We start from the raw sequence: 24,010 nt of genomic DNA on the forward strand, positions 1-24,010 counted from the left end.
CACCAAGGCCGTGTGGGTGCGGCATGTCCGGCGAGCGACCGATGATACTCAGTGTACGCGGCTGGCACCTGCATTCATCTTGAAAGCAGTGGCGACCCACCCCATTTTAACGCTGAACCGGGCGCTGCCTTCATGGGGTGCCCATCCTTTGATGCTCTCAACTGAGGTCAAGTCATGAACTTTGAAAACTATACTGATCGCGCCCGCGGTCTCATTCAGGCCGCCCAGACGATTGCCGTTCGGGAAAGCCATCAGCAGATCACCCCAAACCACCTTTTGAAAGCCCTGCTGGACGACAGCGAGGGGCTGGCCGCCAATCTCATCCGTCAATCCGGCGGCCGCCCGGAACAGGCGTTGCAGCTGGCGGACCTTGCGCTGAACAAGCTCCCGCAGGTGGAGGGCAGCAATACGCAAGTTTATCTCGGTCAGTCCCTGTCCAAAGTGCTGACGCGGGCTGAAGACATTGCCAAAAAAGCGGGCGACAGCTTTGTCACCGCCGAACGACTATTGGTCGCGCTCGCGCTCGAAGGTGAGGCGGCGGATGCCCTCAAACAGGCCGATGTCACCCCGCAGAAGCTGAACGCCGCAATCAATGACCTGCGCAAGGGCCGCACCGCTGACAGTGCGTCTGCCGAGCAGGCCTATGACGCGCTGAAACGCTACGCCCGCGACCTCACTGACGCGGCGCGGGACGGTAAGCTCGACCCGATCATCGGCCGTGACGAGGAAATCCGCCGGACGATGCAGATCCTGTCACGCCGTACAAAGAACAATCCCGTCCTGATCGGGGAGCCGGGCGTGGGTAAGACCGCCATCGCTGAGGGCTTGGCCCTGCGTATCGTCAATGGCGACGTGCCCGAGTCCCTGAAGGAAAAAAAGCTGCTGGCGCTCGACCTTGGATCGCTGATCGCAGGCGCGAAATATCGCGGTGAGTTCGAGGAGCGCCTGAAGGCCGTTCTGCAGGAAGTGCAGTCTGCCAACGGCCAGATCATTCTGTTCATCGACGAGATGCACCAGTTGGTGGGGGCCGGAAAAACTGATGGCGCCATGGATGCGTCGAACCTGCTCAAGCCGGCGCTGGCGCGCGGGGAGCTGCACTGCATCGGTGCGACCACCCTTGATGAATATCGTCAGTATGTGGAGAAAGATGCGGCTTTGGCCCGCCGTTTCCAAGCCGTATTTGTCAATGAACCCACCGTGGAAGACACGGTGTCGATCCTTCGTGGACTGAAGGAGAAATACGAGCTGCACCATGGTGTCCGTATTGCGGACAGTGCCATTGTGTCAGCAGCGACGCTGTCCAACCGTTACATCACCGACCGTTTCCTGCCGGACAAGGCCATCGATCTGATTGACGAGGCGGCCTCTCGCCTGCGCATGGCGGTGGATTCCAAACCCGAAGAACTTGACGCGCTCGACCGCCAGATCATCCAGATGAAGATCGAGCGCGAGGCGCTGAAAAAGGAAAGTGATACGCCGTCCCGCGACCGGCTGGAAAAGCTGGAAACGGAACTGGCTGAGCTGGAGCAGGAATCCGCCACGCTGACCGCTCGCTGGCAGTCTGAGAAAGAGGCCCTGGCGTCGGCTACTCATGTCAAGGAACAGCTCGATCAGATTCGCCAGGAACTGGTGGATGCTGAACGGCGCGGCGATCTCGGCCGTGCGTCGGAGATCAAGTACGGCATCATTCCTGAGCTTGAGAAGAAGCTCGACAAGGCCGAGCAGCGCCAGGACGAAAACGGCGTGAATACCGGCCTCGTGCAGGAGGTCGTGGATAGCGAAGCGATCGCCCATGTGGTGTCCAAATGGACCGGCATTCCTGTCGACAAGATGCTGGAAGGTCAGCGTGAAAAGCTGATGCAGATGGAAGATGCCCTGCATAAGCGTGTCATCGGACAGGATGAGGCGGTAACGGCTGTGGCTGCCGCCGTGCGCCGCGCCCGCGCCGGGCTTCAGGATCCCAACCGGCCTCTGGGCTCGTTCCTGTTTCTTGGCCCAACCGGGGTGGGTAAAACCGAGCTGACCAAGGCACTCGCAGCATTTCTTTTTGACGACGACAGCGCCATCGCGCGGATCGATATGTCGGAATATATGGAGAAGCACGCGGTCAGTCGCCTGATCGGTGCGCCTCCCGGCTATGTCGGTTACGAAGAAGGCGGTGTGCTGACGGAAACCGTGCGTCGGCGACCCTATCAGGTCATCCTGTTTGATGAGGTGGAGAAGGCGCACCCGGATGTCTTCAACATCCTGTTGCAGGTTCTCGACGATGGTCGCCTGACCGATGGTCAGGGGCGGACGGTCGATTTCCGCAACACGCTGATCATTCTGACGTCCAATCTGGGGTCAGAGCTGATGACCAGCCTCGCGGACGGTGTGGATGTGGAGACCGTGCGCGAACCCGTGATGGATGCGGTGCGTGCAGCGTTCCGGCCGGAATTCCTGAACCGTCTGGACGAAGTCATTTTGTTCTCGCGTCTTCAGCGTGACCAGATGGGGTCCATCGTGGACATCCAGATCGGCCGGCTGCAGAAGCTCCTCGATGATCGCAAGATCACGCTTGAGCTTGATGACGCTGCCCGCGACTGGCTCGCTGCCGCCGGATATGATCCGGCCTATGGCGCCCGGCCGCTCAAGCGGGTGGTGCAAAAAGCGGTGCAGGATCCATTGGCCGAACGCATCCTGTCCGGTGATGTTCATGATGGCACGACGCTGCACCTGTCGGCCAATGAGGACGGTCTGGTGCTGAACGGCACGCCGCTGGCCGGACGCCGCGCTTTCAGCCTCAGTCGTGCGCCGGATGCAGAAAACCCGACCGGCCTGCTGAACTGATCCTGCCTTATTTGTAAGGCGCCGTCGGGGCTGCCGGGAGGATTTTCCCTCCCGGCGGCCTTGCGGTTCGTGCAAAACTCGTGACCATGAGATTATTGGTTTAGTGGTCACGAGGTCTTCATGTCATTTCGCATTGTGAGCGTTGCTGCGCTGGGTCTTGTTCTGGGCGTCACCGCCTGCGCCTCCGGTCCCAAGGGGCCAAACGGCCCGCGCCCGAGCATGAGCGGCGCCTTCGTCGCCAAGCCGGTGGCGCTGGTATTTGCTTCCTATGACGGCAATACCGATCGGATCGTGACCTCGGCAGAGGCCGCGGCGGGCGTCACCGCCGAATGGCGCAGCGCCGATACGAATGGTGACGGCGACGTATCAGTTTTTGAGCTTCAGAGCTGGTCGGCTGCTGCGCTGGGGGATGCCAATGCGCGACCAGGCCGCCTGGCCTTTGACGCCGATGGTGATGGCCGTATCTCCCTGATCGAATTCCAGCGGCATATGACGACGGAGTTCAACGAGCTCGACAAGGATGCCGATGGCCGCCTGACCCGGGCCGAACTCGTCCGTCAGACCCAATTGCCGAGCCGCGATGCAAATGGACGTGGTGAGCGCGGGCGCGGCGAGCGCATGCCGCGCTAATCCCGTCATCTGCCCATGGCCCTCCATGCGATCTGCCGGTAAGGTTAATCGTATAAATGGGGAGACGGGAATGGGTGAGGGACTGAATTCGCTGATCTTTGACAGCGACGGGATATGGGGCTTCCGCGCCGATTTCATGCAGAACGTGCTCGCCGAGGGTATGGGCACGTTGATCGGCATCATCATCAGTGTGGTGATCGCCATCTGGCTTGATCGCCAACGAGAAAAAAATCGTCACCGGGACCATCGCGGCCGTGCCGTGACCCGATGGGTCAAGAACCACTCCGACATGATCGATGCGCTTCAGGTTGAGATGAGCCATGGAGCGGGAGACCGCCATCGGGCGGTCCGTACGGAGATTGTCCGTGATGCGGAGCGTGATGCAAAGGATATCCGCGACGACTATTCATCGGCCCTCAAGAAGGGCGCGGTCGCCATCGCGTTTGAAGACTACGTTCGGGAACTGCAGTCCCTGACGACGATTGTCTCTGCCGATCCGGTCGACATCGAGAATTATCGGACCCGCATGACCGAAGGCATAAAGGCCCTCAAATCTCTCGTCCAGAAAGCCGGCGCGCGCCGGTCGATCCTGCAGACGGAACCGCTCTTCGACGGCACGTTGCCAGGCCTTCAGCATTCAGAGGACTCCCCATGAGCACGGAAAACGCGCATCATTCGATCAACTACATCGAGTTCAGAGCCCCCGATCTGCCCGCGATCATCACGTTCTATAGCGAGGTATTCGGCTGGCAATTTCAGAAATGGGGCGATGCCTATATCAGCTTCAGCGGGGCAGGCGTCGAAGGCGGCTTTGAGCGTGGTCCCGCACAATCCGGTGGTGCGCTGGTCATTCTTTATTCTGACGATCTGGAAGAAAGCATGACCGCCGTCGAGGATGCAGGTGGCAATATCACCGAACGTCCCTATGTTTTTCCAGGCGGTCGCCGCTTTCACTTCTCCGATCCTGCGGGGAATATCCTGGCGGTCTGGAGTGCCGCTGAGCCGAATTGAGGAGCGCAAAGATGCTGATTGCCACCACCGACACCGTTCAGGGCCGTGAGTCCGAGATCATTGGCGTGGTCGCCGGAGAGGCGATTCTGGGGGTCAACGTCTTCCGGGACTTTTTTGCCGGTATCCGCGACTTCATCGGCGGCCGGTCCGGCAGCTATCAGAAAGCGCTGCGGGAAGCCCGGGATCATGCGATGGCGGACATGGTGGCCGAGGCGGAAGCCTTGGGTGGCAATGCAGTCATTGGCGTCGATATCGATTACGAAGCCATCGACACCCAGAAGGGCGCCATGCTGCTTGTATCATGCAATGGCACGGCCGTTCGGTTGCCCTAGGATGCGCACCATCTTTTGATTGTCCTTTTGGAAGTTTGCAACTCGTTGAAACCTAATTGAATCTCGCCCGTTGATGAGGACAATATGACTGGGAGACGTCCTATGCTGGAAGGCAAATCTGTCGTCATCACCGGCGCCACGGGGTCACTGGGGAGAGCAGCCATCGAGGCGGTTCTGCTGGAACGGGGTGAGCCCATACTGATCAGCCGGCAGTTTGCAGACGACTTTTATTCAGATCTGCCCCGCTACGAGATCGACCTTACCGAACATGACGCAACGCAGGCCGTGATTTCGCGGATCGGCGATTTCGATGCTGTTTTCAACATCGCGGGCGGCTTCGCGATGGGCAAAAAAGTCTATGACGACGACCGCGACGACTGGTCGTCCATGTTCGCCCTCAATACTGAAACGATGCGCAACGTGGCGAAGGTCGCCATACCCCTGCTGATCCAGCGGGGCGGCGGTGCGATGGTGAATGTCGGTGCCTACGCCGCCCAGTCGGGCAAGGCGGATATGGGGGCCTATGTGGCCTCCAAGGCGGCGGTGATGCGGTTGACCGAAACCCTGTCGGAGGAAGTCCGCGAGCACGGCGTCAACGTCAATGCGGTCCTGCCGACGATTATTGATACGCCTGCCAACCGTAACGGCATGCCCGACGCAGATCCGAAGTCCTGGGTTGATCCAACGCGCCTGGCACAGGTGATGTGTTTCCTGGCCTCTGATGCGGCGCAGGATATTCATGGAGCGCTTCTGCCGGTCCGCGCACTGTCCTGAAGCCGGGTTCTCTTTTTGACGCGTCTCACAGAACTGAATAGGGGCGGGTCATGACCAGCGATATTCTATTTGAAGAGCACGGGCCCTGGGGCGTCATCCGCCTGAATCGGCCCAAGGCATTGAACGCCATCACCCGCGAGATGGGTGCAGAGATGGACGAGCAGCTGACAGTCTGGGCCGGGCGCAACGACATACGCGCCGTCATGATTGAGGGCGAGGGGGATCGGGCGTTCTGCGCCGGTGGTGACATCCGCTGGCTGCACGATGTTGGACGCACCGACCCAGCTGAGGCGACCACATTCTTCCGTACGGAATATACCATGAACGCGCGGATCGCCGCGTTCCCCAAACCCTATGTTGCCCTGATGGACGGTATCGTGATGGGCGGCGGTGTCGGCCTGTCAGCAATGGCTTCGCACCGTGTGGTGACGGATCGCACGCTCTGGGCCATGCCTGAATGCGGCATCGGCCTGATGCCAGATGTGGGGTCCAGCTATTTTCTGAGGCGGCTTGGTGCGGTCGGGTATTATCTGGGGCTGGTCGGGGCGCGTCTGACGGCTGCGGACTGTCTCTCTATCGGCCTTGGGACCACCCATGTGGAGGCGGACGGGCTGACTGATCTGCGCCACGCCCTGTTGATCGACCCGCTGGAAGGCGATGCGCATGCCTCTGTCGACGAGGTATTGCGGCGCGCGCAGAGCGCACCGCCCGAAGCAGCGTTGGACAACGACCGCCAGGACATTGAGCGGCTGTTCACTGACATTCCATCCATAGAAATTCTGTTGGATCGACTGGAAAAGGATAAGAGCGAGCTGGCGCAGCGGGCCCTGGCATCCTTGCGGGTGACATCGCCGACAAGCCAGAAACTGACCCTTGCCCTTTTCAACGGGGCGCCCGAACCCTTCAATGATTGCATAGCGCGGGAATATTGCGCGGCGGCGCATCTCATGGCGTCTCATGACTTCCATGAAGGAGTCCGTGCCCAGATCGTCGACAAGGACAAGTCGCCTCGCTGGTCGCCGAAGGACTGGTCCGCTGTCACGGACGAGTTGATCGACACTTATTTCGACATACCGCCGGGCGGGCCGCTTAATCTCTCGTCTATCGATAAAATGGGGCAGAGGGGCGCGCGCTGACCGTCAATTGCGGCACCTTTGCCATGGTTAACACGAAAAAACCTTGATTGCGCCTGCCATTTGCCACGTGGACGGATCATATACCTCCCTGACGCCACGAACGGCGCCCTAATCGGAGATATGATCCATGTTGTTCAAAGCCATTACATTGTCCGCCATCAGCTCCCTCGCCATTGCACATGCCCAGGACACGGACATGTCTTCCACAATGGAAGCCGACGTTCCGGCCCTTGAAGCGCCTGAGGTCGAGACCACCGAAGTGCAGACAATCGCCAAGGAAGATCTGGCCGTTATCGCTCAGACTGAAATTACGGCCGGTGACCTTGATGCCGACGAAGCCCTGACACAGGACGAGTTCCTCGCCAGTGCCGCTGTCGCCGAGACCACTTCGCCAGACATGATGGCCGAAGCCGGTGAAGCGGAAGTGACCACTGATGACGTGTCGGCGTCGGCCTATCTCATCGCGAAATTTGACCAGATCAGCGGTGGTGACGGCTCGCTCACAGCCGACGAACTGGAGACCGCGCTGTCCGATGATTTCGCTCAGGCCGACATGGACGGCAACGCCGTTCTGGAAGGTGAAGAGGTTAATGTCTTCGCGGCCCTGCGTGCCGGTAAGCCAGCGCTTTAAGTTGGCTCAGTAAGGGGCTGTTGCCCTTGGCCAATTTCGGTCCCACTTGCCTTTCTGGATCCCGCAATGGCCGCCCCATTGCGGGATTTTGCGTGGGCAAATGTGGAGAAATTAACGCTCTGAACCGCTGAATTTACTCGGAAAAGCGGCGGCGGTTAATAAACCGGTAATCTCTATAACCGATCCTTTAACCCTGATTTGAACCGCCTTGGCGCCACACGAGGATCGTTATGCCGCTTAACTTATCCGCCCCAGAACTGACTGAACTGAAACCCCGCATTTCCGTCATCGGTGTCGGCGGGGCCGGGGGCAACGCGGTCAACAACATGATCGCAGCGCAGCTCGAAGGTGTCGAGTTCGTTGTGGCCAATACGGATGCGCAGGCGGTGAACCTGTCCCAGGCACCGCACAAGATCCAGCTCGGGACCAGCGTGACCAAAGGTCTGGGCGCCGGTTCCATGCCGCAGATCGGTGAAGCGGCCGCTGAAGAATCGATCGACGAGGTCATGAGCCTGATCGAAGGCTCGAACATGGTCTTCATCACTGCCGGTATGGGCGGCGGCACGGGGACGGGCGCGGCGCCCGTCATTGCCAAGGCTGCCCGTGATCGCGGTATCCTCACGGTCGGCGTGGTGACCAAACCGTTCCAGTTTGAAGGTCAGCGCCGTATGCGGATTGCTGAGCAGGGCATCGAAGCGCTGCAGCAATATGTCGATACGCTATTGATCATCCCAAACCAGAACCTGTTCCGGCTGGCTGATGAGAACACCACCTTCCAAGGTGCCTTTGCCATGGCCGACCAGGTCCTGCACCAGGGTGTTCGCGGCATCACAGATCTGATGATTGTCCCTGGCCACATCAACCTCGACTTTGCCGACGTCCGGACCGTGATGTCGGAGATGGGCAAGGCCATGATGGGCACCGGCGAAGCCACGGGCGACGACCGCGCTACGGCTGCTGCGCTGGCGGCAATCTCCAATCCGCTGCTCGATGAATCGTCGATGAAGGGCGCCAAGGGCGTGCTCATCAACATCACCGGCGGCCTCGATATGAAACTGTTCGAAGTCGATGAAGCGGCGAACCGTGTCCGTTCCGAAGTTGATCCGGATGCGAACATCATCGTCGGCTCGACCTTCAATCAGGAACTCGAAGGCGTCATCCGCGTCTCTGTCGTCGCAACCGGTATTGAGCGCGAGGAAGAAATCGTCCGTCCGACGGTCGTGCCTGTCAGCAAGCCCGCCATCGTGACGAAGCCAACCGTTGAAGCAGCCGTTGAGGAGCCTGTCGCCGAGGCAGTGGCGCTTGACGATGTCGGCCCGGAAATCGACGAGAGCCACGAAATGCCGAGCGCGCCTGCGCCCGCGCCAAAGCCTGCCCCTGCGCCAAAGGTTGAGAAGGCGGCGAGCCTGATGCCGCAACAGCCTGAAAATCCGGTGGGTGATGTGCATGACCGTATCCGCCGCCTGCTGACAGAAGACAGCACAGTGTCGATGGATCGTTCCGCCCCTTATGAGGCGCCGAAAACAAATCCGTTCCGCGGCGCCCTTGGCGGCTCGCCTCTGGATGGTGTGATGGGTGCATTGCGCAACACATTCGCCTCCAAACTTGGTCAGCATCAGGACCAGCCGGTGCAGCGCCGCCAGGCTCGCGAGACCTTTTCCAGCGAAGATCCAGAGGATCTGGAAATCCCAGCGTTCCTTCGCCGCGGCGGTAACCAGAACTAAGGGCGGCGTTTTCTCTCCCTCAAATCGATCAGACACGGCCCGTTGCCCTTCAAAGGTGCAGCGGGCCGTTTTCGTTTGCGCCGAAATCGCCTCGCACCCTTTCGTAGCCAGAATATTGCCCTCGGGCGCGCGCCTCGCTACAGCCGCACGATGACAAGCACAGAGCTGAAAAAACGGGCAGCGCTAGAGGCGCTGACTTTCATCCAGGACGGCATGACCGTTGGTCTTGGCACGGGGTCGACCGCCGCGCCGTTTATCGAGGCCCTCGGTAAACGGGTGGCCGAAGGGCTGGAGATCGTCGGTGTTCCGACCTCGGAAGCCGCCGCGAAGCTGGCCCGCCAGTCGGGCATCGAACTCATCATCCCCGACGAGACGACGCAGATTGATGTGACCGTCGATGGCGCGGACGAGATTGATCCCGACGGTCATCTGATCAAAGGCGGCGGCGGTGCTCACCAGCGTGAGAAGATCATTGCGGCGGCCTCGCGGCAGCTGATCATTGTCGCGGACAGCTCGAAAAAGGTCAGCCAGCTGGGCCAGTTCCCGTTGCCCATCGAGATTGATCCGTTCTGCTTCTCGCTGACGGTCCGGCGGATTCGAGAGACGTTCGCGACGCTCGGCTATGACAAGGTTGAGATGCAGCTGCGGCCAAAGGCGGACCAGGACGGCATCATGCTGACAGATGGCGGCCACCTCTTGCTCGATGCCAGAATGCAGAGAATCAAGGACCCAGCCGCGCTTGACCAGGCACTGACCCTGCTGCCGGGCGTGATCAGTTGCGGGCTGTTTATCAATATGGCGTCCATGGCCATCATTGCTGGCGAAGATGGCGTTGAACGCCTGACCTTTGGTGCGCGTTGATCCTGCACACCGTCGCCTCCGGCCAAGACAAGGACATTGCCATGACCCCCTATGAGCAGCTGCAGACCGCCATTCGCGATTACGGCGATGCCGCGATGGGCAACTTTCTGCGGTGCAGAGCATTGGGGCAGGCGGTGGTCGAGGGGCTGCCCGACTACCTCAAATGCCCGCCCGCCCATGTGAAACTGGTGCCACCTGCAGGGCCGTTCGATCCGGCAAAAGCCTATGGCGACAAGGCGTTCTCCTACAATGAGAACGCGGTCATCCGCCTTGAGCCCATCAGCTTAGGTGTCTGTGTCATTGTGCCGAACACCGACGATTCGGGCTCTTTATGGCTAAGGACTGGCCTGCGGGTTGAGGTCACAGGCGAGACTTTCGATATCTTTGTGGCGAACCAGCCCATGGTGCAGGTGCCGCTGGAATTTACGGGACAGCTGACGCCGGTTTACGAGACCATCCATGCCGAGTTGATGGCGGTATTCCGCAAGGATTTGCAACGCTTCACCGACGAGCGATATGCGGGCGGCATCGGCTTTCTGCCGCCGGGGATGTAATATCGACCGCGCCGATGCGCTCTATCGACCCAGTCGGTTTCGGCGGACAGGGAATTTCCATATAAGACCCCGCAGAGACAATGGAGCCGAGCAACCATGACCTATGACTATGATCTTTTCGTGATCGGTGCAGGTTCGGGCGGCGTTCGCGCGGCGCGCCTGTCCGCACAGGCCGGCAAAAAAGTGGCCATCGCCGAGCAGTCCCGCGTTGGCGGCACTTGCGTCATTCGCGGCTGTGTCCCCAAGAAGCTGATGGTCTATGCCAGTGAACTGGGCGACGCGATCGGACATGCTCGTGGCTATGGCTGGTCGGCGGAGAATGTGACCTTCAGCTGGGACACCTTGCGCGACCGGATTGCGGCAGAGGTTGATCGTCTGAACGGCATCTATAATGGTATCCTCGCGCGCAATAATGTCGAGCTGTTCGATCACCGAGCTGTGCTGAAAGATGCGCACACGATCCATATTGCGGGCGAAAACCGTGACGTCACAGCGGAAAAAATCTTGATCGCCGTCGGCGGCACGCCCAGCCGGGACGAATCGGTCGACCCTGATCACATCGGCCTCGTCTCCGATGACATTTTCAGCCTGCCCGAGCAGCCCAAACGCCTCATCATCGCCGGCGGCGGATATATCGCCATCGAGTTTGCCCATATTTTTGCGGGCCTCGGCACCGAGGTCACCCTGGTCTATCGCGGGGAACGTCTCCTGCGGGCCTTTGACCCTGAGATCTCCGAACGCGTGGAGCGGGACCTGAAGGCGCGAGGCATTCGCTATATCTCCAATGCCGTCTTTACCGATATCAGCGTCAAGAATGGTGAGAAATGCGTGGAACTGATCAATGGTGATGTTCTTCACGCGGATGAAATCATGTGGGCCATTGGCCGTCGGCCATTGACCGACAGTCTGGGGCTGGAACGCTGCGGCATTGAAGTCGACAAGGTCGGCGCGATCCTGGTGAACGAGGATTACCAGACGACCATCCCGTCCGTCTTCGCCATTGGTGACGTGACAAACCGGGTCAACCTGACCCCGGTGGCGATCAGGGAAGGGGCGGCCTTTGCGTCAACACAGATGAGCGGCGTGCCAAAGCGAATGGACTATCATTTCATTCCCAAGGCCGTCTTCTCCCAGCCGCCGGTTGGCACTGTCGGTCCATCGGAGACCGAATGCATCGAGGCCGGACACGAGGTGGATGTGTACACGGCAGACTTCCGGCCCATGAAGAACGTTCTCGCCGAAAGCGACGAGCGCATGTTCATGAAGCTCGTTGTCGACCGGGCCAATGACCGCGTGCTGGGCTGTCATTTGGTGGGCGAGGATGCGCCTGAAATGATCCAGATCGCCGCCATTGCCGTGAAAGCGGGTCTGACCAAGGCGCAGTTCGACGAGACGTGCGCGCTGCATCCGACAGCCGCGGAAGAACTGGTCACCATGACGAACAAACGCTCAGGCCGCATCTGATCGTCAGAGGACCTGCAGCTTGCCGATTGCGACGACAGGACCTGTCGGTTGACCGGTCGGTGAGCCGCCCTCTGGTTCAAGACTGATGGCGAGCAATGTGTCTGGGCCGAGCGTGCTGATGTCGATCGAGGCCAGTTCGACAACGCTTCCGTCTTCCGGACTGATCAGCCCGAGCGATGACGGCGCGGCATCGCCTGCGATCAGCCACAATTCGGTCACCCGACCGTCAGTTGCGATGTCGAATGGCTTGACCGTCAGAATCTCTTCGCGCGCATTGATCCGTATCAGGACTGACAGCGGCGCGTCGCTGGCCGTGAGGGCGGCCATGTAGACGGGCTGCGGTTCTGGTGGTTGCCGGTCTGGCGAAGTCATCACGACGCCGAGGAGAACAGCGGACAGGCCGGTCATCACGGCCGTAGCGCCTCGCCAGAAACCAATGCGCTCCCAGAACGAAGGCGAGGTAGCAGTTGTCGTCTCAAACAGCGCGCGGTCAATGACCCGCTTCACCGCCGGGCTTGGCGCCCGCAGCGGAATGCCTTCGGCGAGCCGGGCAAGTTCCTCCTCCCAGAACGCTGTCAGCGCGCGAAATTCGGGCTCGGCACCGAGCTTTTCTTCCGCAGCGGCGCGCTCTTCCGGGCCCAACAGGCCAAGAACATATTCCGCGGCCAGAACATTATCGTCGGGAGTCAGGTCAGGCGTATCGCTCATGAGCTCTCTCCCTGCGGTTCAGGCTTTGTTTCAAGACAGGTGCGCAGGGTTGCAAGGCTTCGGCGCATCCACGTCTTGATGGTGTTCAGCGGTGTTTTCATCGTGGTGGAGAGTTCGGCATAGGTGCGGCCGGTGAAATAGGCGTCGCGCACCAGCTTCGCCTTTTCAGGCTCCAGTGTGCCAAGACAATGATGAAGACGAGCGGCGTCACTTCTCATGGCCGCGTGGTCTTCGGGGGATGCCCGATCATCTTCCATCTCGTCCATTTCGGCTTCATCGCCATCACCGGGGCGCCTGCGCCGGTAAATATCGATCGCGGCATTGCGCGTAATCGAGATCAGCCATGACATGGGAGAGGCGGTACCGGGCCTGAACGTGTCCGCCTTGCGCCAGACCTTCATGAAGGCGTCCTGCAGGGCCTCGTCGGCCTCAGCGCGATTGTTGAGAATGTAGAGGGCGACACCGTACAGCTTGGCGGATGTCCGCTCGTAAAGATCGTCAAAGGCCACGCGACGTCCCAACGCAATTTGCGACAACAGGTCTTCAATTTCCTGACGCGCCAGTTCCTTGTTCACCATGAGGTGGCTCTCCGCCCGTGACCTGCACCTGATATGTGCCGCAACGCCGAAAAGTCGACGATGGTGACCCGACGCACAGGAAACAACGAGGGGAAGATTATCCTGCACGTCGGGCCGCCCCCCAACGGAGTGAGCCAGTCATCCCGACACGGTCCAGCCTGTAAAGCAGACGTGACCGGGCGGGCATTCAAGGTACCGGCGACGAGGAGGAGAAAGGGTAGAGGACCCTCATCGTCGGAAGCCTTTAGACGGGGCCACCTGTAAGAATATACGGGGCTGTCAGCGAAAAGGTTTCAGCGGGCCGAAACAAGGCGACAGGCGACGCCGTCGAGATCAATGGGCGCGCCGTCCTGACGCGGCCGCAGGGTGCAGACGCCTGCGTCGAGGACGATGTCATACACATCCGGCCGGGCGACGCTTCGGTCATTCAGGGGCGAAGGCGGCGGCGGGAGGACCACCAGGACCGGCTCATCGGTCGGCAGCGGTGTGCCTAGTTCCAGCGTGTTGCGGCCTAAAGCCTCCCGCAGGATGACAAGGGCGTCCTCGGTCGCTTTTTCATTCTCGAAGACGGCCGGACCGGCCGCTGTGCTCTGGCATGCGGCGGCCAGGGTGGCCAGCGTTGAGCCGATGAGGGCGCCCTTCCACATTATGGCTGACCGGGCAGACCGGTCAGGTCACGGTTGTTCTCCAACACACCGCGCGACGATGGTCCGATTGCGATGCCGTCCGAACCCGCTGTCTGGGTGGTGCCGCTGCGAATCGCGGTGGTTGTGCCGCGGGCGAAGCTCGACATGCTGGGGGCCGCAGGACAGCTGCCGCTGTTGCGATAGTTGAGGGCCGCAGCGAGCAGCGCCTCGGCCGGGTCGCCAAGCTCATTGCCAAGATCATCGGCCACTTCGCAGCCCGGCAGACGCGCGCCGAATGTGCCGGCCGCATTGTTCGGAACAAAGCCGTCGGCATACGCGCCAAAGCCTTTGTCATTCACGCCGCGGAACTGGATCGTGTAGAAGGTCGTGCCGCAATTGTCCGTCGGGTAGAAACCGTAAGGCTTGCCGCAGGTGGTCGTACCGATCAGGACCACGTCAACATCCGCCCCGCGCAGGCCGTTGATCACGGCCTCGCTGGCGCTGCAGGTATTGTCAGTAGACAGAATATAGACCCGGTTCAGGTCAAGGCTTGGCAGCGCCGTACCTGCGTCCACCGAAAAGCCCAGGCCCTCGCCGATAAAGGGCACCGGCTCATTGACCTCGCCCGTGACCGGGTTGCGATTGCCGGCATCATCGTTGAATTCCAGCATCTCGAAGGTCTTGCCGTTCGTCTGTGCCGGTCCGGCGACCATGTAGCCAAGCTGTGACGCCACGGCAAGGAGACCGCCGCCATTATAGCGCAAATCGAGCACGAGATCGTCGACGCCCGCCGTGTCCATCTCGGTGATCGCGTCGACGATTTCTTTCTCCGACGCGAAGGGACTGAACGTGTTGAACAGGATGTAGCCGACCTTGCCGGTCGGTGTGTCGATGACACTCGTCCGATTGACGGAGTCGCGCGAGAGATTGGCCGACACCATCGTCACGGTCCGGGTCGTGGCAGAGCCTTCGTCCTGCACCTCAAAGGTATGCTCGACGCCGGCGACCGATGGATAAAGCCCCTCATTGAGGATATCGATCTGCGCGTCCGTGGAGCCACCATTGACGAGGTCCACGCCGTCGACCGTCAGGATCCGGGTGCCGCGCTTCATCTTGGGCTGACCGCCCACCATCTCACTCGCCGGGCTGTTCGCGTCGGTATAGCTGACCCGGAAGTCGCGGGGCGGCCGGGTCGAATAGACGGTGTAGCTGATGCCGTAGCTGGCGCTGGCTGTCGAATTGCGTTGGTCCAGATATTCGGACGTCGGCTGGCTGAAGTGGAAATTGTCCTTGGGCGAGCCCGAAGAGGTCGTCGCATCGGTCTTCAGAAGATCAAAGTAGTCGATCGGGTCGTCATAGAGAGCAGGGTTCCGGTCCGTGACTTCATCGTTCCACAGATAGGTCTCGTGGGTCCAGGAGCGCAGCCAGAAATTCTCATACAGTATAGACCCCTGACGATCCGGGAACGGGTCGCCATTGGCATCGACGCCTGTGCGCGGCACGGCGCACCGGTCCTTGTAGTTGCTGGCCGCAGCGTAGACATTCGGCGTCCAGGTGAGAATGTTGTTGCTGGGTGGCGGTTGAACGACCGCCGGTGGTGTCGCCGAACCGCCGCCTCCACCGCCGCCACATGCGACGAGGCCAAGACTGGCCCCGGTCAGGGCAAGTACAAACAGGGGTCGAGTTACAGACGTCATTGCGGCAATCCATCCAACGGTACGTTTACCATTGTGAAGGGAAATAGGCCCGCAAGGCAATAGAGCGAATTTGACACAGGACGCGCCGCAAAACCCCCTAAGTCCCCGTAATTTATGTTACAATTCGCCTTGAATTATTTCTGGTGCGCGAGAAGGACGCCCAGCATGTTGATGTAGTCATCGGTCCATGGCCGACCGCCATCACTCTGCACGTGTCGCCAGCGCGCATCGGTATCCAGGGCGGCCAGATCGCTTGTCGCGCGTGCAAGGACGACGGCATGGGTCGGCAGGATCGACAGCCCGTCCCCGGCGTGATCCGGCTGGAACCGTTGGGCCCGCATAACCAGGCCTTCTGCTTCGGCAATCCGCGCCAGGACGGGCTCGAGGTCCATGTAGCGGTTTGAGATATGGAAGATCAGGACGCCGTCATCGCTCAGTCGACTGACATAGCCGCGCATGGCCTCACGCGTCAGGAGGTGCGTGGGAACAACGTCCGAACTGAAAGCGTCGATCAGCAGGAGGTCTAAGGACGCAGGAGACGCCTGCATCAGGGTCAGGCGACCATCGCCAAGCACAATAGGGGCCTCAGGCGCGCACTGGGACAGGAAGGTGAACCAGTCTGTATTCTGTGCCGTACGGACGACCACCGGATCGATCTCGAAAAACGTCACCGACTGATTTGGCGACAGAAGGCAGGCGGAGGCGCCGACCCCTAAGCCGACCGCGCCGGTGCGCGGCTTGTCAGCGAACGCTGCATAGGCCTGTCCGATAGGGGTGTCGGGGTGATAATACATAAGCGGTGTCGGGCGACCCACTTCATCTGTGTACTGTGCGCCGTGGACCGTGGTGCCGTGGATCATCCGACGCAGGCCGTCGACCTCATCGACACTGACGACGCCGAAGAACCCGCGCTCGGTGGCAAGGGTCGGCGTATGCTGGGCGGAGACGATACCGCTGCCGAAATAGGCGAGGGCACCGGCAAAGGTAGGCAGATATCGATGATCCTTGCTGATCAGCATCATGACGATCGGCATGACCAGAAGGATGTAAAGGGCGCCGATCGCTCCGGATCTGTCGGTGGCACTTGTGACGGCCAGCGCGGCAAGAACGGCCAGGACCGACAGGGTCGCGATGGCCAGATCCTTGCGCTGCCAGGTGCCCCGGGTGCCAGGCAACAGGACCAGCAGAGCGAGGAGAACCAGCGGGTATTCGACGACATCGTTGAAAAGCACGGGCGCGAGCAGGGCGTTGAAGGCCCCGCCGATAACACCGCCCAGCGACATGATGAGGTAGAATTCGGTCAGATGCGCCGTGGACGGACGACGTGCGGCCAAGGTGCCGTGACAGACAAGGCCCGCCACCAGCACCATGGTGATGTTCAGCAGCAGCATTGGCAGCAACGGCGCGGCGAACAGGTTGTGGCACAGGAAGAGCAGAAGCGCCGCTGTCACATAGGGCGCAACGGACACCGCCCAGCGGGTCGCGCGGGGACCGGCTTTGGAAAAGACGATGATGAAGCTGCCGATATAGGCGATCAGCGGCGGCGCCCACAGAAACGGCCCGGCCGCCACATCTGTTGTGATGTGGGTCGTTGCACCAACGAGAAGGCTCGATGGGACGAAGGCGAGCGTAAGCCAGGTCAGGCGTTCTCGCCAGTTGGGTGCAGGGCAGTCTTCGACGGTGCCTGCGGTGTGGTTTGGCCCCGCATGTCGTCCGGTGTTGAACGCCAGCCACCCGCAGGCGATGAGCGCCGCGCCCACCAGCACATAGGCGCTGCTCCACACAAAGGATTGTCCGCTCAAGGACATGAGCGGTTCCAGTAGGACCGGATAGGCTACGAGGCCGATGATCGAGCCAATATTGCTGGCGCCATAGAGATAATAGGGATCCGCCGCATCTGGTCGGCCCGACCGCGAATACCAGGACTGAATCAGCGGGGCGGTGGCGGAGAGCGCGGTAAAGGGCGGGGCGATCGACAGGGCGAAGGCGGCGCTGAGCCAAAGGGCCGGGCGATGGGGATCAGGATCACCAAGCATGCCGGTCAGGCCCAGAGGCAGAACGCTGGCGGCCATGATCACGACAATGGCGTGAATGATGATCTGAAGACGCAGGGAGGCCAGCCGCGACAGGAGATGCGCGTATAGATACCCTAGCAGCAGCGCTGCCTGAAAACAGACAAGCGTTACATTCCAGACGCTCGGCGCTCCGCCCAGAATGGGCAGAACCATCTTGGCGAACATGGGTTGGACCAGAAAAATGAGCGCGGCACTGAGAAAGATCGTCAGGGCATAGGGCAGCACGCCGACGCGCGACGTCTGGAAACTGGTCCGCGGCGAAACAATAGCCGAGTCGGTCATGCAAGGGCTCCCTGTCGCCCTCACAATACCGGGACACCGTTGAGGAGCGTTGAGCCCCATCGGTCCAATTGTAATGAAATGACCGGTTCCGGGCCCAGAATGGTGGCGAAAAGCCCACACTTGGTGTCTGCCGGACGGCTGAGATGGCTACTACCGCATTGCCCCCGGGCTGTCTTTCCCATAGCTTAACGATCGGAAACGCTGTTTGCGGGAATGGGGCTGAGAACAGATGACGTGTGAAGTGGTCTTGATGAACCGGCAGGCTGTCGCAATGGCGGCGGACAGTGCGGTCACGATCTCCGGTCCCGATTATCTCAAGACCTATAACAGCGTCGACAAGCTGTTCCCGCTGATCAAGGACCAGCCCGTCGGCGTGATGATCTATAACAATGCCGAGCTCATGGGCACGCCATGGGAGACCCTGATCTCCATGTATCGGGATCAGGCGCGCGGCAAGAGCTTTGACACGGTCGACGGCTATGCCCGCGATTTCATTGGCTTTCTGTCGGGCAATCCGGACCTGTTCAGTCAGGAGCATCAGGACCGCGAGTTCTGCAAGCATATCGCCGTGGTGATGAGCATCATCGCCCAGGATTTCGACTACCAGCTGGCGCAATTCCAGCAGGCTCAGGCGGGCAAACTGAGCGATCACATCAGCGCCATTTTCGAGTTTGTCGTCGATCAGCTGCATCGGGACTACAACTCCAATCTGAACGGCTCACCGCGCGGGGAGCTTGCCTGCTTCCCCCAGGGCACCGCCGAGCAGCTGCAGCGTCGCTATAATGGTCCGATCAACGATATTGTTGAAAGCCTGATTGCCTCGCTCAAGTCAGAATTCTCAGGTCTGACCCTGTCCCAGGCCACGCGAGCGCAGCTGAATGAAATTGCTGTGTTTTCGGTCATCAAGGATGCGTTTTTCGAGCATTACACCGGGGTCGTCTTTGCCGGTTTCGGGCGCCGGGAGAGTTTCCCTGCCGTGCGCAGCTATCTGACCTCAACGGTCATTATGGGCACGCTGAAACATCGTCAGGACCGCTCGGCGAACATCTCAGCCGACAGTGGCCCGGTGATTCAGCCCTTTGCCCAGGACCGGATGATTCGCACCTTCCTGACCGGCATGGATCAAAGCCTGCGCATGTTCATGTTCGGCGAAACACTGCGGCTTTCGCGCCATCTGGTGTCGGATGTTGTGGGCCGTGCGCCGGGTCTGTCCGATGACCAGCGGGCACAACTGTTCTCTGATTACTCCCAGCAGAATCTGGGCACCGCATTGCAGGCGTTTTTTGGCGCGATCGACCAGTTCCAGTATATCACGCATACTGGTCCGATCCTGCGCGCCATCTCATCCCTGCCGAAAAAGGAACTGGGGGAAACGGCCGCGTCGCTGGTGAAGCTGAACAGCTTCCAGCAGAAGGTCATGAACTCCATCGAAACCGTCGGCGGGCCGATCAGCCTTGCCACCATTACCCGTAACGAGGGGCTCGTTATGGGTAAGGAACGCGCTGAGCTTTAAGGGAGCCTGAGCATCATGAAGGATCGCCTGCAGCAGATCTGGTCCGGTTTCGGTGAGCGTACGACGCTCGACCTCTCCGGCACGTCCATCAACAACACGCCGCGGCCCGGCTTTGAACGCAATTTGGAGCGGGAGGCCCATGCCCTCGACCGCCCGATGGCGGAAGCCCTGCGGGCAACCCACCTGCCAGACGGCATGACCGATCCGGTCGGCGCGGCCTTCAGCGCGCTTCACTCCTCCATGGCCGCGCAGAAGAAACCGGCGCGGGGTCGCAAGGCGCGGGCGCAGGACATGCCGACGGCCAGCTTCGCGATGCCGGAGTCGAATATTGAAAAGACGCTGTTGGCGGATCTTGCATTCACGCGCAGCAAGACGGTCCGCCGGGATAGCGACTACATTTCCTATGCCGCGGCCCGTCAGGCCGACTGGCAGAAGAGGAAGCGTAAGCGGTTCCTCGGCATCTTCTAGTCAAAATCTCAGCTCAGCCAGGGCGACCAGAGCGGAAACGCATGGCTCCATAGAAAGACGGCTGCGCCGGCGCCTGCGAGATAGGGGCCGAAGCGGATTTCGGTCTGCGCTGAAAATCCGCCCGCCGTCTTCGCGAATATCATCGCAATGGCAAGAGCGCTCGCGGAGGCCAGCAGGATGACAAAGGGCAGGGCATAGATGCCGACCAGCGCGCCAAGGGCAGCCACAAGTTTCGCATCGCCAAGGCCCAGACCCTCCTGCCCCCGCAAGGCGCGATAGCCGGTCGATATCCCCCAAAGAAGGCCGTAGCCAATCGCCGCCCCGATCAGGGCAGCCATCAGGCTGACGTAAAAGGGCACGAGCGCCGCGGCGAATCCCAGCCCGATGAGGGGCAGCGTCAGTGCATCGGGCAGATAGCCTGTGCGGTGGTCGATCACCCCCAGCGCCAGTAGAACAAGCAGGACAACAAGCGCATGCAGCGCGATCAGGGGAGCCGTGAACACAGCCGCCGCCAGCAGGCCGGCCAGGCCGCCGGCCAGTTCAATCAGCAGATAACGCCGCGGTATAGAGACGCCGCAATGTCGGCACTGGCCCCGGGCCCGCAGATATCCAAGGATGGGAATGAGATCGATCATCGACAGTTGCGTTCGGCAGGCGGGGCAGTGCGATCGCGGCAAGGCGAGGGAGTAGGGGCGAGGCAGACCGCCTTCGGGCGGGTCCACCAGTTTCCACAGGACCGGTCCCCGCGACACCAGCACCGTCAGGAAACTGCCGCCGAGCAGACCCGCAACGGCCCCAAGCAGAAGCCATGTCCAGAAGGGAATCGCCAACGCGCTCATCTCATAACCTTCATTTATCCGTGCACCATTCTGTCAATCCATGCGGAAAGTTGATGAGATTGTCACGAAACTTTCACGGGCCTGTCACAATGCGCACCCCGTACGCTCCGTATGCAAAGTTTATTCAGGCTGTTTCCTGATTTGTCATAAAACTGTGAAGTCGACGGCCTATTGCAAGTCTCGCGAACGAAAGTGGGTCGTTCGCTTATCGTATTCAGAATTGCAATCTGCCTTAGGGGGCAAAGCATGGTTTTCACATCCTCCATCCGCCGCGGACTTTTCGCGACCAGCGCCTGTGCCGTTCTTGCTGCCTGTTCTGGGAGCGGCAACATCTCCAGCACCGGCAGTGCCGGGCCTGTCACCATCGGTGGCGGCAACAGCGGTGGCGGGTCGACCGCGGATGTCAGCTTCGTTCCTAACGGTTTTACGTGCCCGACCGGCACGACACAGGATCAGGTCAGCGTCGGCGCAGTCCAGATCGAAGCCTGTATCATTCCGGCCGGTACGATTGTGGCTGATACAACGCTGCCAGGCACATCGGGCAATGCGCGCGTCGGCTACTTCCTTCAGGGTGCTGTCTTTGTTGGTGACAACCTCATCTCAAACCCATCGGGTTCCAGTGCGACGCTGAGCATCGGCGCCGGTGCCATCATCATGGGTGCCAATGGCGAAGACGCTCTTTTCATCAATCCGGGTTCGGACATTAATGCAGTTGGTACTGAGCTTCAGCCAATCGTCATGACTTCTGCCACCGACGCGGCCGACGGCAATGTCGATGATGGCCTGGTCAACGGTTCTGCTTCGGCCAAGGGCGAGTGGGGCGGTCTGGTCATCAACGGTCTCGCACCGATCAATGACTGTGACGTCTCGACCAACACGCCGGGCGCTGCTGACTGTAACAAGACCGGTGAGGGCGGCTCTGGCCTCTTTGGCGGCAACCAGCCAAACGACAGCTCAGGCACGCTTTCCTATGTCCGCGTTCAATATGCCGGCTTCCGCTTCAACGGCGAAGACGAGCTGAACGGCATCGCGTTCCAGGGCGTGGGTGACGGCACGACGGTTGATCACATCCACGTCCATAACGGGAACGATGACGGCGTCGAATTCTTCGGCGGTACCGTCAATGTGAAGAACATCGTCGTCACGGGCGCTGATGACGACTCGATCGACTGGACCGACGGCTGGCAGGGTGACCTGCAATTCGCGCTCGTGGTGCAGGACGACGTCTCCGCTGACCGCGGCATCGAAGGCGACAACCGCGGCAACGACGTCAATGTCGGCGAAGCTCAGGGCGTTGTCTCCCGTCCGAACATCTCGAACTTCACCTTCTTCGGCTCTTCGGCTTCCGCAGCGTCGCCAAGCGATGGTCTGAAGCTTCGTGCCGGTACAGGCGGTAACATCGCCAATGGTATCGTTCTGGGCTTCGGTCTGGGTGATGGTCTCGATTTCGACCGCAACAACAATTACGAAGACAGCGCCGGCAACGTGATCGGTTCAGAGATGGGCAACGCCACGCCTTCGATCAACGCGCTGTTCTTTGCTGACAACGCCAAGCCTTACGACAGCGATGGCAAGACCCTTTTCGACGCTGGTGTGGACAACACGGACGCTGTCTTCTCGACCATGAGCGGCGTGATCCCTGGTTCGGCTGAGCAGGCCGTCAACGTGTTTGACAACACCGCTGGCACAACGCTGACGCTCACCAACTATATCGGTGCCTTCGACCCTGCGTCGGAAAGCAACAGCGACAACTGGATGACCGGCTGGACCCTGTCCTCCGCAATCCCAGGCGCGCAAGCTGCCGCCTGTCCAGCAGGGACCACGGTTTCGGCAACCGAGACCGTTCCATCGGGCCGGTTCGAGCAGCTCGTCTGTGTGCTGCCAAACCAGATCGATACAGACATCACGCTGACATCCGGCAACCTCTACACCTTCGCCGGTTCCGTCTTTATCGGTGGTGACGTTGGTCCAGACGCAACCGCCCCTCTGGCGGGCCGCACGGCAGCAACCCTGACGGTTGAGCCAGGCGTGACCGTTTACGGTTCCGCTGGTGAAGACGCGATCATCGTGACGCGCGGTTCGCAGCTGGTGGCTGAGGGTACATCGACGGCACCGGTCATCTTCACCTCCAAATCCGACATCGACGGCACGGTTCTCGCCAGCGACAAGGGTGAGTGGGGCGGTCTGGTCATCAACGGCCGTGCACCGATTAATGACTGTAACGTCTCGACCAACGTGCCTGGCACGATTGGCTGTGAGAAGTCGGGTGAAGGTTCATCGGGTCTCTTCGGCGGTAACGACGAGAACGACGACAGCGGCAGCCTGTCCTATGTTCAGGTCAAATATGCCGGCTTCCGCTTCAACGGTGAAGACGAGCTGAACGGTATCGCCTTCCAGGGTGTTGGCGATGCGACGAATGTCGATCACGTCCACGTCCACAACGGTAACGATGACGGTGTCGAATTCTTCGGCGGTACGGTGAATGTGAAGAACATCATCGTGACGGGCGCGGACGACGACTCGATTGACTGGACCGATGGCTGGCGGGGGTCGGTGCAGTATGCACTGGTCATTCAGGACGATGTCTCCGCTGACCGCGGCATCGAAGGCGACAACCGCGGCAATGACGTGAATGTCGGCGAAGCCCAGGGTGTTGTTTCAACCCCGACCATCTCGAACTTCACCTTCTTCGGCTCTTCCGCTTCTGCGGCCAGCCCAAGCGATGGTGTCAAAATTCGTGCGGGTACGGACGGCATCCTGTTGAACGGTATCGTGCTCGGCTTCGGTCTGGGCGACGGCATCGATTTCGACCGCAACAACAACTACGAAGACAGCGCAGGCAATGTGATCGGCTCCGAAGCGGGTAACGCGACGCCAGAACTGTTCTCGATCTACGTCGCAGACAATTCCAAGCCTTACGACACGGATGGCGGCACGCTGTTCAACGTCACCGGCGCCGGAAACGTCGAAGGCACTGCGCGCAACATGACCGGGTTCATCCCGAACGCCACGCTGCAGGGCGCGATCGTTGCCAAGGATGTGGCCACCATCACCTTCCCGGCGACGGCGGACAACGCCTCCGTGATCGATACGACCGACTATGTCGGTGCGTTCGATCCGGCGACGGAGACCAATGCTGACAACTGGACGACTGGCTGGTCGTACAACATCAGCACCAGCCTGCCGAACGTCAACTAAGACACCGCGACAGCTGGCGGGCTGATGCCCGCCAGCTCTTTTTGTCATTCGTGTGCTGAAAATCTTATCGGCCAATTGAG

The 24,010-nt window shown here is 60.5% G+C and carries 21 protein-coding genes; 15 read left to right on the forward strand and 6 right to left on the reverse strand.

Annotated elements, in window-relative coordinates:
• Nucleotides 1–174: 174 nt before the first annotated feature.
• From clpB to gorA, 12 genes are all read left to right on the forward strand, one after another.
• Nucleotides 175–2,829 carry an ATP-dependent chaperone ClpB gene (clpB, locus tag RUI03_RS04920; RefSeq protein ID WP_317289173.1) on the forward strand — a complete coding sequence of 885 codons (2,655 nt, stop codon included), beginning with the start codon at nt 175–177 and terminating at the stop codon, nt 2,827–2,829.
• Nucleotides 2,830–2,949: 120 nt separating this feature from the next.
• Nucleotides 2,950–3,459: an EF-hand domain-containing protein gene (locus RUI03_RS04925; RefSeq protein WP_317289174.1), complete on the forward strand. Its 510-nt coding sequence runs from the start codon at nt 2,950–2,952 to the stop codon at nt 3,457–3,459.
• Between the two features lie 70 nt (nt 3,460–3,529).
• On the forward strand, nt 3,530–4,114 hold the full coding sequence (locus RUI03_RS04930) for a hypothetical protein (RefSeq protein WP_317289175.1): 585 nt from the start codon (nt 3,530–3,532) through the stop codon (nt 4,112–4,114).
• On the forward strand, nt 4,111–4,470 hold the full coding sequence (locus tag RUI03_RS04935; RefSeq protein WP_317289176.1) for a VOC family protein: 360 nt from the start codon (nt 4,111–4,113) through the stop codon (nt 4,468–4,470). The genes RUI03_RS04930 and RUI03_RS04935 overlap by 4 nt, the downstream gene beginning before the upstream one ends.
• Nucleotides 4,471–4,481: 11 nt before the next feature.
• On the forward strand, nt 4,482–4,802 hold the full coding sequence (locus tag RUI03_RS04940; protein ID WP_317289177.1) for a YbjQ family protein: 321 nt from the start codon (nt 4,482–4,484) through the stop codon (nt 4,800–4,802).
• 102 nt (nt 4,803–4,904) lie between these two features.
• Nucleotides 4,905–5,576 carry an SDR family NAD(P)-dependent oxidoreductase gene (locus RUI03_RS04945; RefSeq protein ID WP_317289178.1) on the forward strand — a complete coding sequence of 224 codons (672 nt, stop codon included), beginning with the start codon at nt 4,905–4,907 and terminating at the stop codon, nt 5,574–5,576.
• 50 nt (nt 5,577–5,626) lie between these two features.
• Entirely contained in the window at nt 5,627–6,712 is a 1,086-nt protein-coding gene (locus RUI03_RS04950; RefSeq protein WP_317289179.1) for an enoyl-CoA hydratase/isomerase family protein, read from the forward strand.
• 127 nt (nt 6,713–6,839) lie between these two features.
• A complete protein-coding gene (locus RUI03_RS04955) occupies nt 6,840–7,343 on the forward strand; it encodes a hypothetical protein (RefSeq protein ID WP_317289180.1) in 504 nt (167 codons plus the stop codon).
• A gap of 230 nt (nt 7,344–7,573) precedes the next feature.
• Nucleotides 7,574–9,067, forward strand: coding sequence for a cell division protein FtsZ (ftsZ, locus tag RUI03_RS04960; RefSeq protein ID WP_317289181.1), 1,494 nt, complete (start codon nt 7,574–7,576; stop codon nt 9,065–9,067).
• Nucleotides 9,068–9,217: 150 nt separating this feature from the next.
• Nucleotides 9,218–9,928 carry a ribose-5-phosphate isomerase RpiA gene (gene rpiA, locus RUI03_RS04965; RefSeq protein ID WP_317289182.1) on the forward strand — a complete coding sequence of 237 codons (711 nt, stop codon included), beginning with the start codon at nt 9,218–9,220 and terminating at the stop codon, nt 9,926–9,928.
• A 41-nt stretch (nt 9,929–9,969) separates the two neighbouring features.
• Nucleotides 9,970–10,482, forward strand: coding sequence for a hypothetical protein (locus RUI03_RS04970; RefSeq protein WP_317289183.1), 513 nt, complete (start codon nt 9,970–9,972; stop codon nt 10,480–10,482).
• A 96-nt stretch (nt 10,483–10,578) separates the two neighbouring features.
• Nucleotides 10,579–11,946, forward strand: a complete 1,368-nt coding sequence (gene gorA / locus RUI03_RS04975; RefSeq protein ID WP_317289184.1) for a glutathione-disulfide reductase — start codon at nt 10,579–10,581, stop codon at nt 11,944–11,946.
• Nucleotides 11,947–11,949: 3 nt separating this feature from the next.
• On the opposite strand, the gene RUI03_RS04980 is transcribed toward gorA, so the two are convergent.
• The 5 genes from RUI03_RS04980 to RUI03_RS05000 all read right to left on the reverse strand — a co-directional run bounded on the left by RUI03_RS04980 (nt 11,950) and on the right by RUI03_RS05000 (nt 17,912).
• Nucleotides 11,950–12,654, reverse strand: a complete 705-nt coding sequence (locus tag RUI03_RS04980) for an anti-sigma factor domain-containing protein (protein WP_317289185.1) — start codon at nt 12,652–12,654, stop codon at nt 11,950–11,952.
• Nucleotides 12,651–13,232 carry a sigma-70 family RNA polymerase sigma factor gene (locus RUI03_RS04985; protein WP_317289186.1) on the reverse strand — a complete coding sequence of 194 codons (582 nt, stop codon included), beginning with the start codon at nt 13,230–13,232 and terminating at the stop codon, nt 12,651–12,653. The genes RUI03_RS04980 and RUI03_RS04985 overlap by 4 nt, the downstream gene beginning before the upstream one ends.
• A 293-nt stretch (nt 13,233–13,525) precedes the next feature.
• Nucleotides 13,526–13,879 (reverse strand): hypothetical protein, encoded by a 354-nt coding sequence (locus RUI03_RS04990; protein WP_317289187.1) that lies wholly within the window; start codon nt 13,877–13,879, stop codon nt 13,526–13,528.
• Nucleotides 13,879–15,555, reverse strand: a complete 1,677-nt coding sequence (locus RUI03_RS04995) for a S41 family peptidase (protein ID WP_317289188.1) — start codon at nt 15,553–15,555, stop codon at nt 13,879–13,881. Before RUI03_RS04995 ends, RUI03_RS04990 begins: the two co-directional genes overlap by 1 nt.
• Nucleotides 15,556–15,689: 134 nt before the next feature.
• Nucleotides 15,690–17,912, reverse strand: coding sequence for a fused MFS/spermidine synthase (locus RUI03_RS05000; RefSeq protein WP_317289189.1), 2,223 nt, complete (start codon nt 17,910–17,912; stop codon nt 15,690–15,692).
• 229 nt (nt 17,913–18,141) lie between these two features.
• On the opposite strand from RUI03_RS05000, the gene RUI03_RS05005 reads away from it, so the two are divergent.
• Nucleotides 18,142–19,425 (forward strand): hypothetical protein, encoded by a 1,284-nt coding sequence (locus RUI03_RS05005; RefSeq protein WP_317289190.1) that lies wholly within the window; start codon nt 18,142–18,144, stop codon nt 19,423–19,425.
• 15 nt (nt 19,426–19,440) lie between these two features.
• Nucleotides 19,441–19,893: a hypothetical protein gene (locus RUI03_RS05010; protein ID WP_317289191.1), complete on the forward strand. Its 453-nt coding sequence runs from the start codon at nt 19,441–19,443 to the stop codon at nt 19,891–19,893.
• An 8-nt stretch (nt 19,894–19,901) separates the two neighbouring features.
• On the opposite strand, the gene RUI03_RS05015 is transcribed toward RUI03_RS05010, so the two are convergent.
• Nucleotides 19,902–20,732, reverse strand: a complete 831-nt coding sequence (locus tag RUI03_RS05015; protein WP_317289192.1) for a prepilin peptidase — start codon at nt 20,730–20,732, stop codon at nt 19,902–19,904.
• A gap of 246 nt (nt 20,733–20,978) precedes the next feature.
• Here RUI03_RS05015 and RUI03_RS05020 point away from each other — a divergent pair, with 246 nt between their 5' ends.
• Entirely contained in the window at nt 20,979–23,930 is a 2,952-nt protein-coding gene (locus RUI03_RS05020) for a hypothetical protein (protein WP_317289193.1), read from the forward strand.
• Nucleotides 23,931–24,010: the final 80 nt, after the last annotated feature.

Origin of the sequence: Parvularcula sp. LCG005, assembly GCF_032930845.1 — a bacterium.
In the GTDB taxonomy this organism is placed as follows: domain Bacteria; phylum Pseudomonadota; class Alphaproteobacteria; order Caulobacterales; family Parvularculaceae; genus Parvularcula.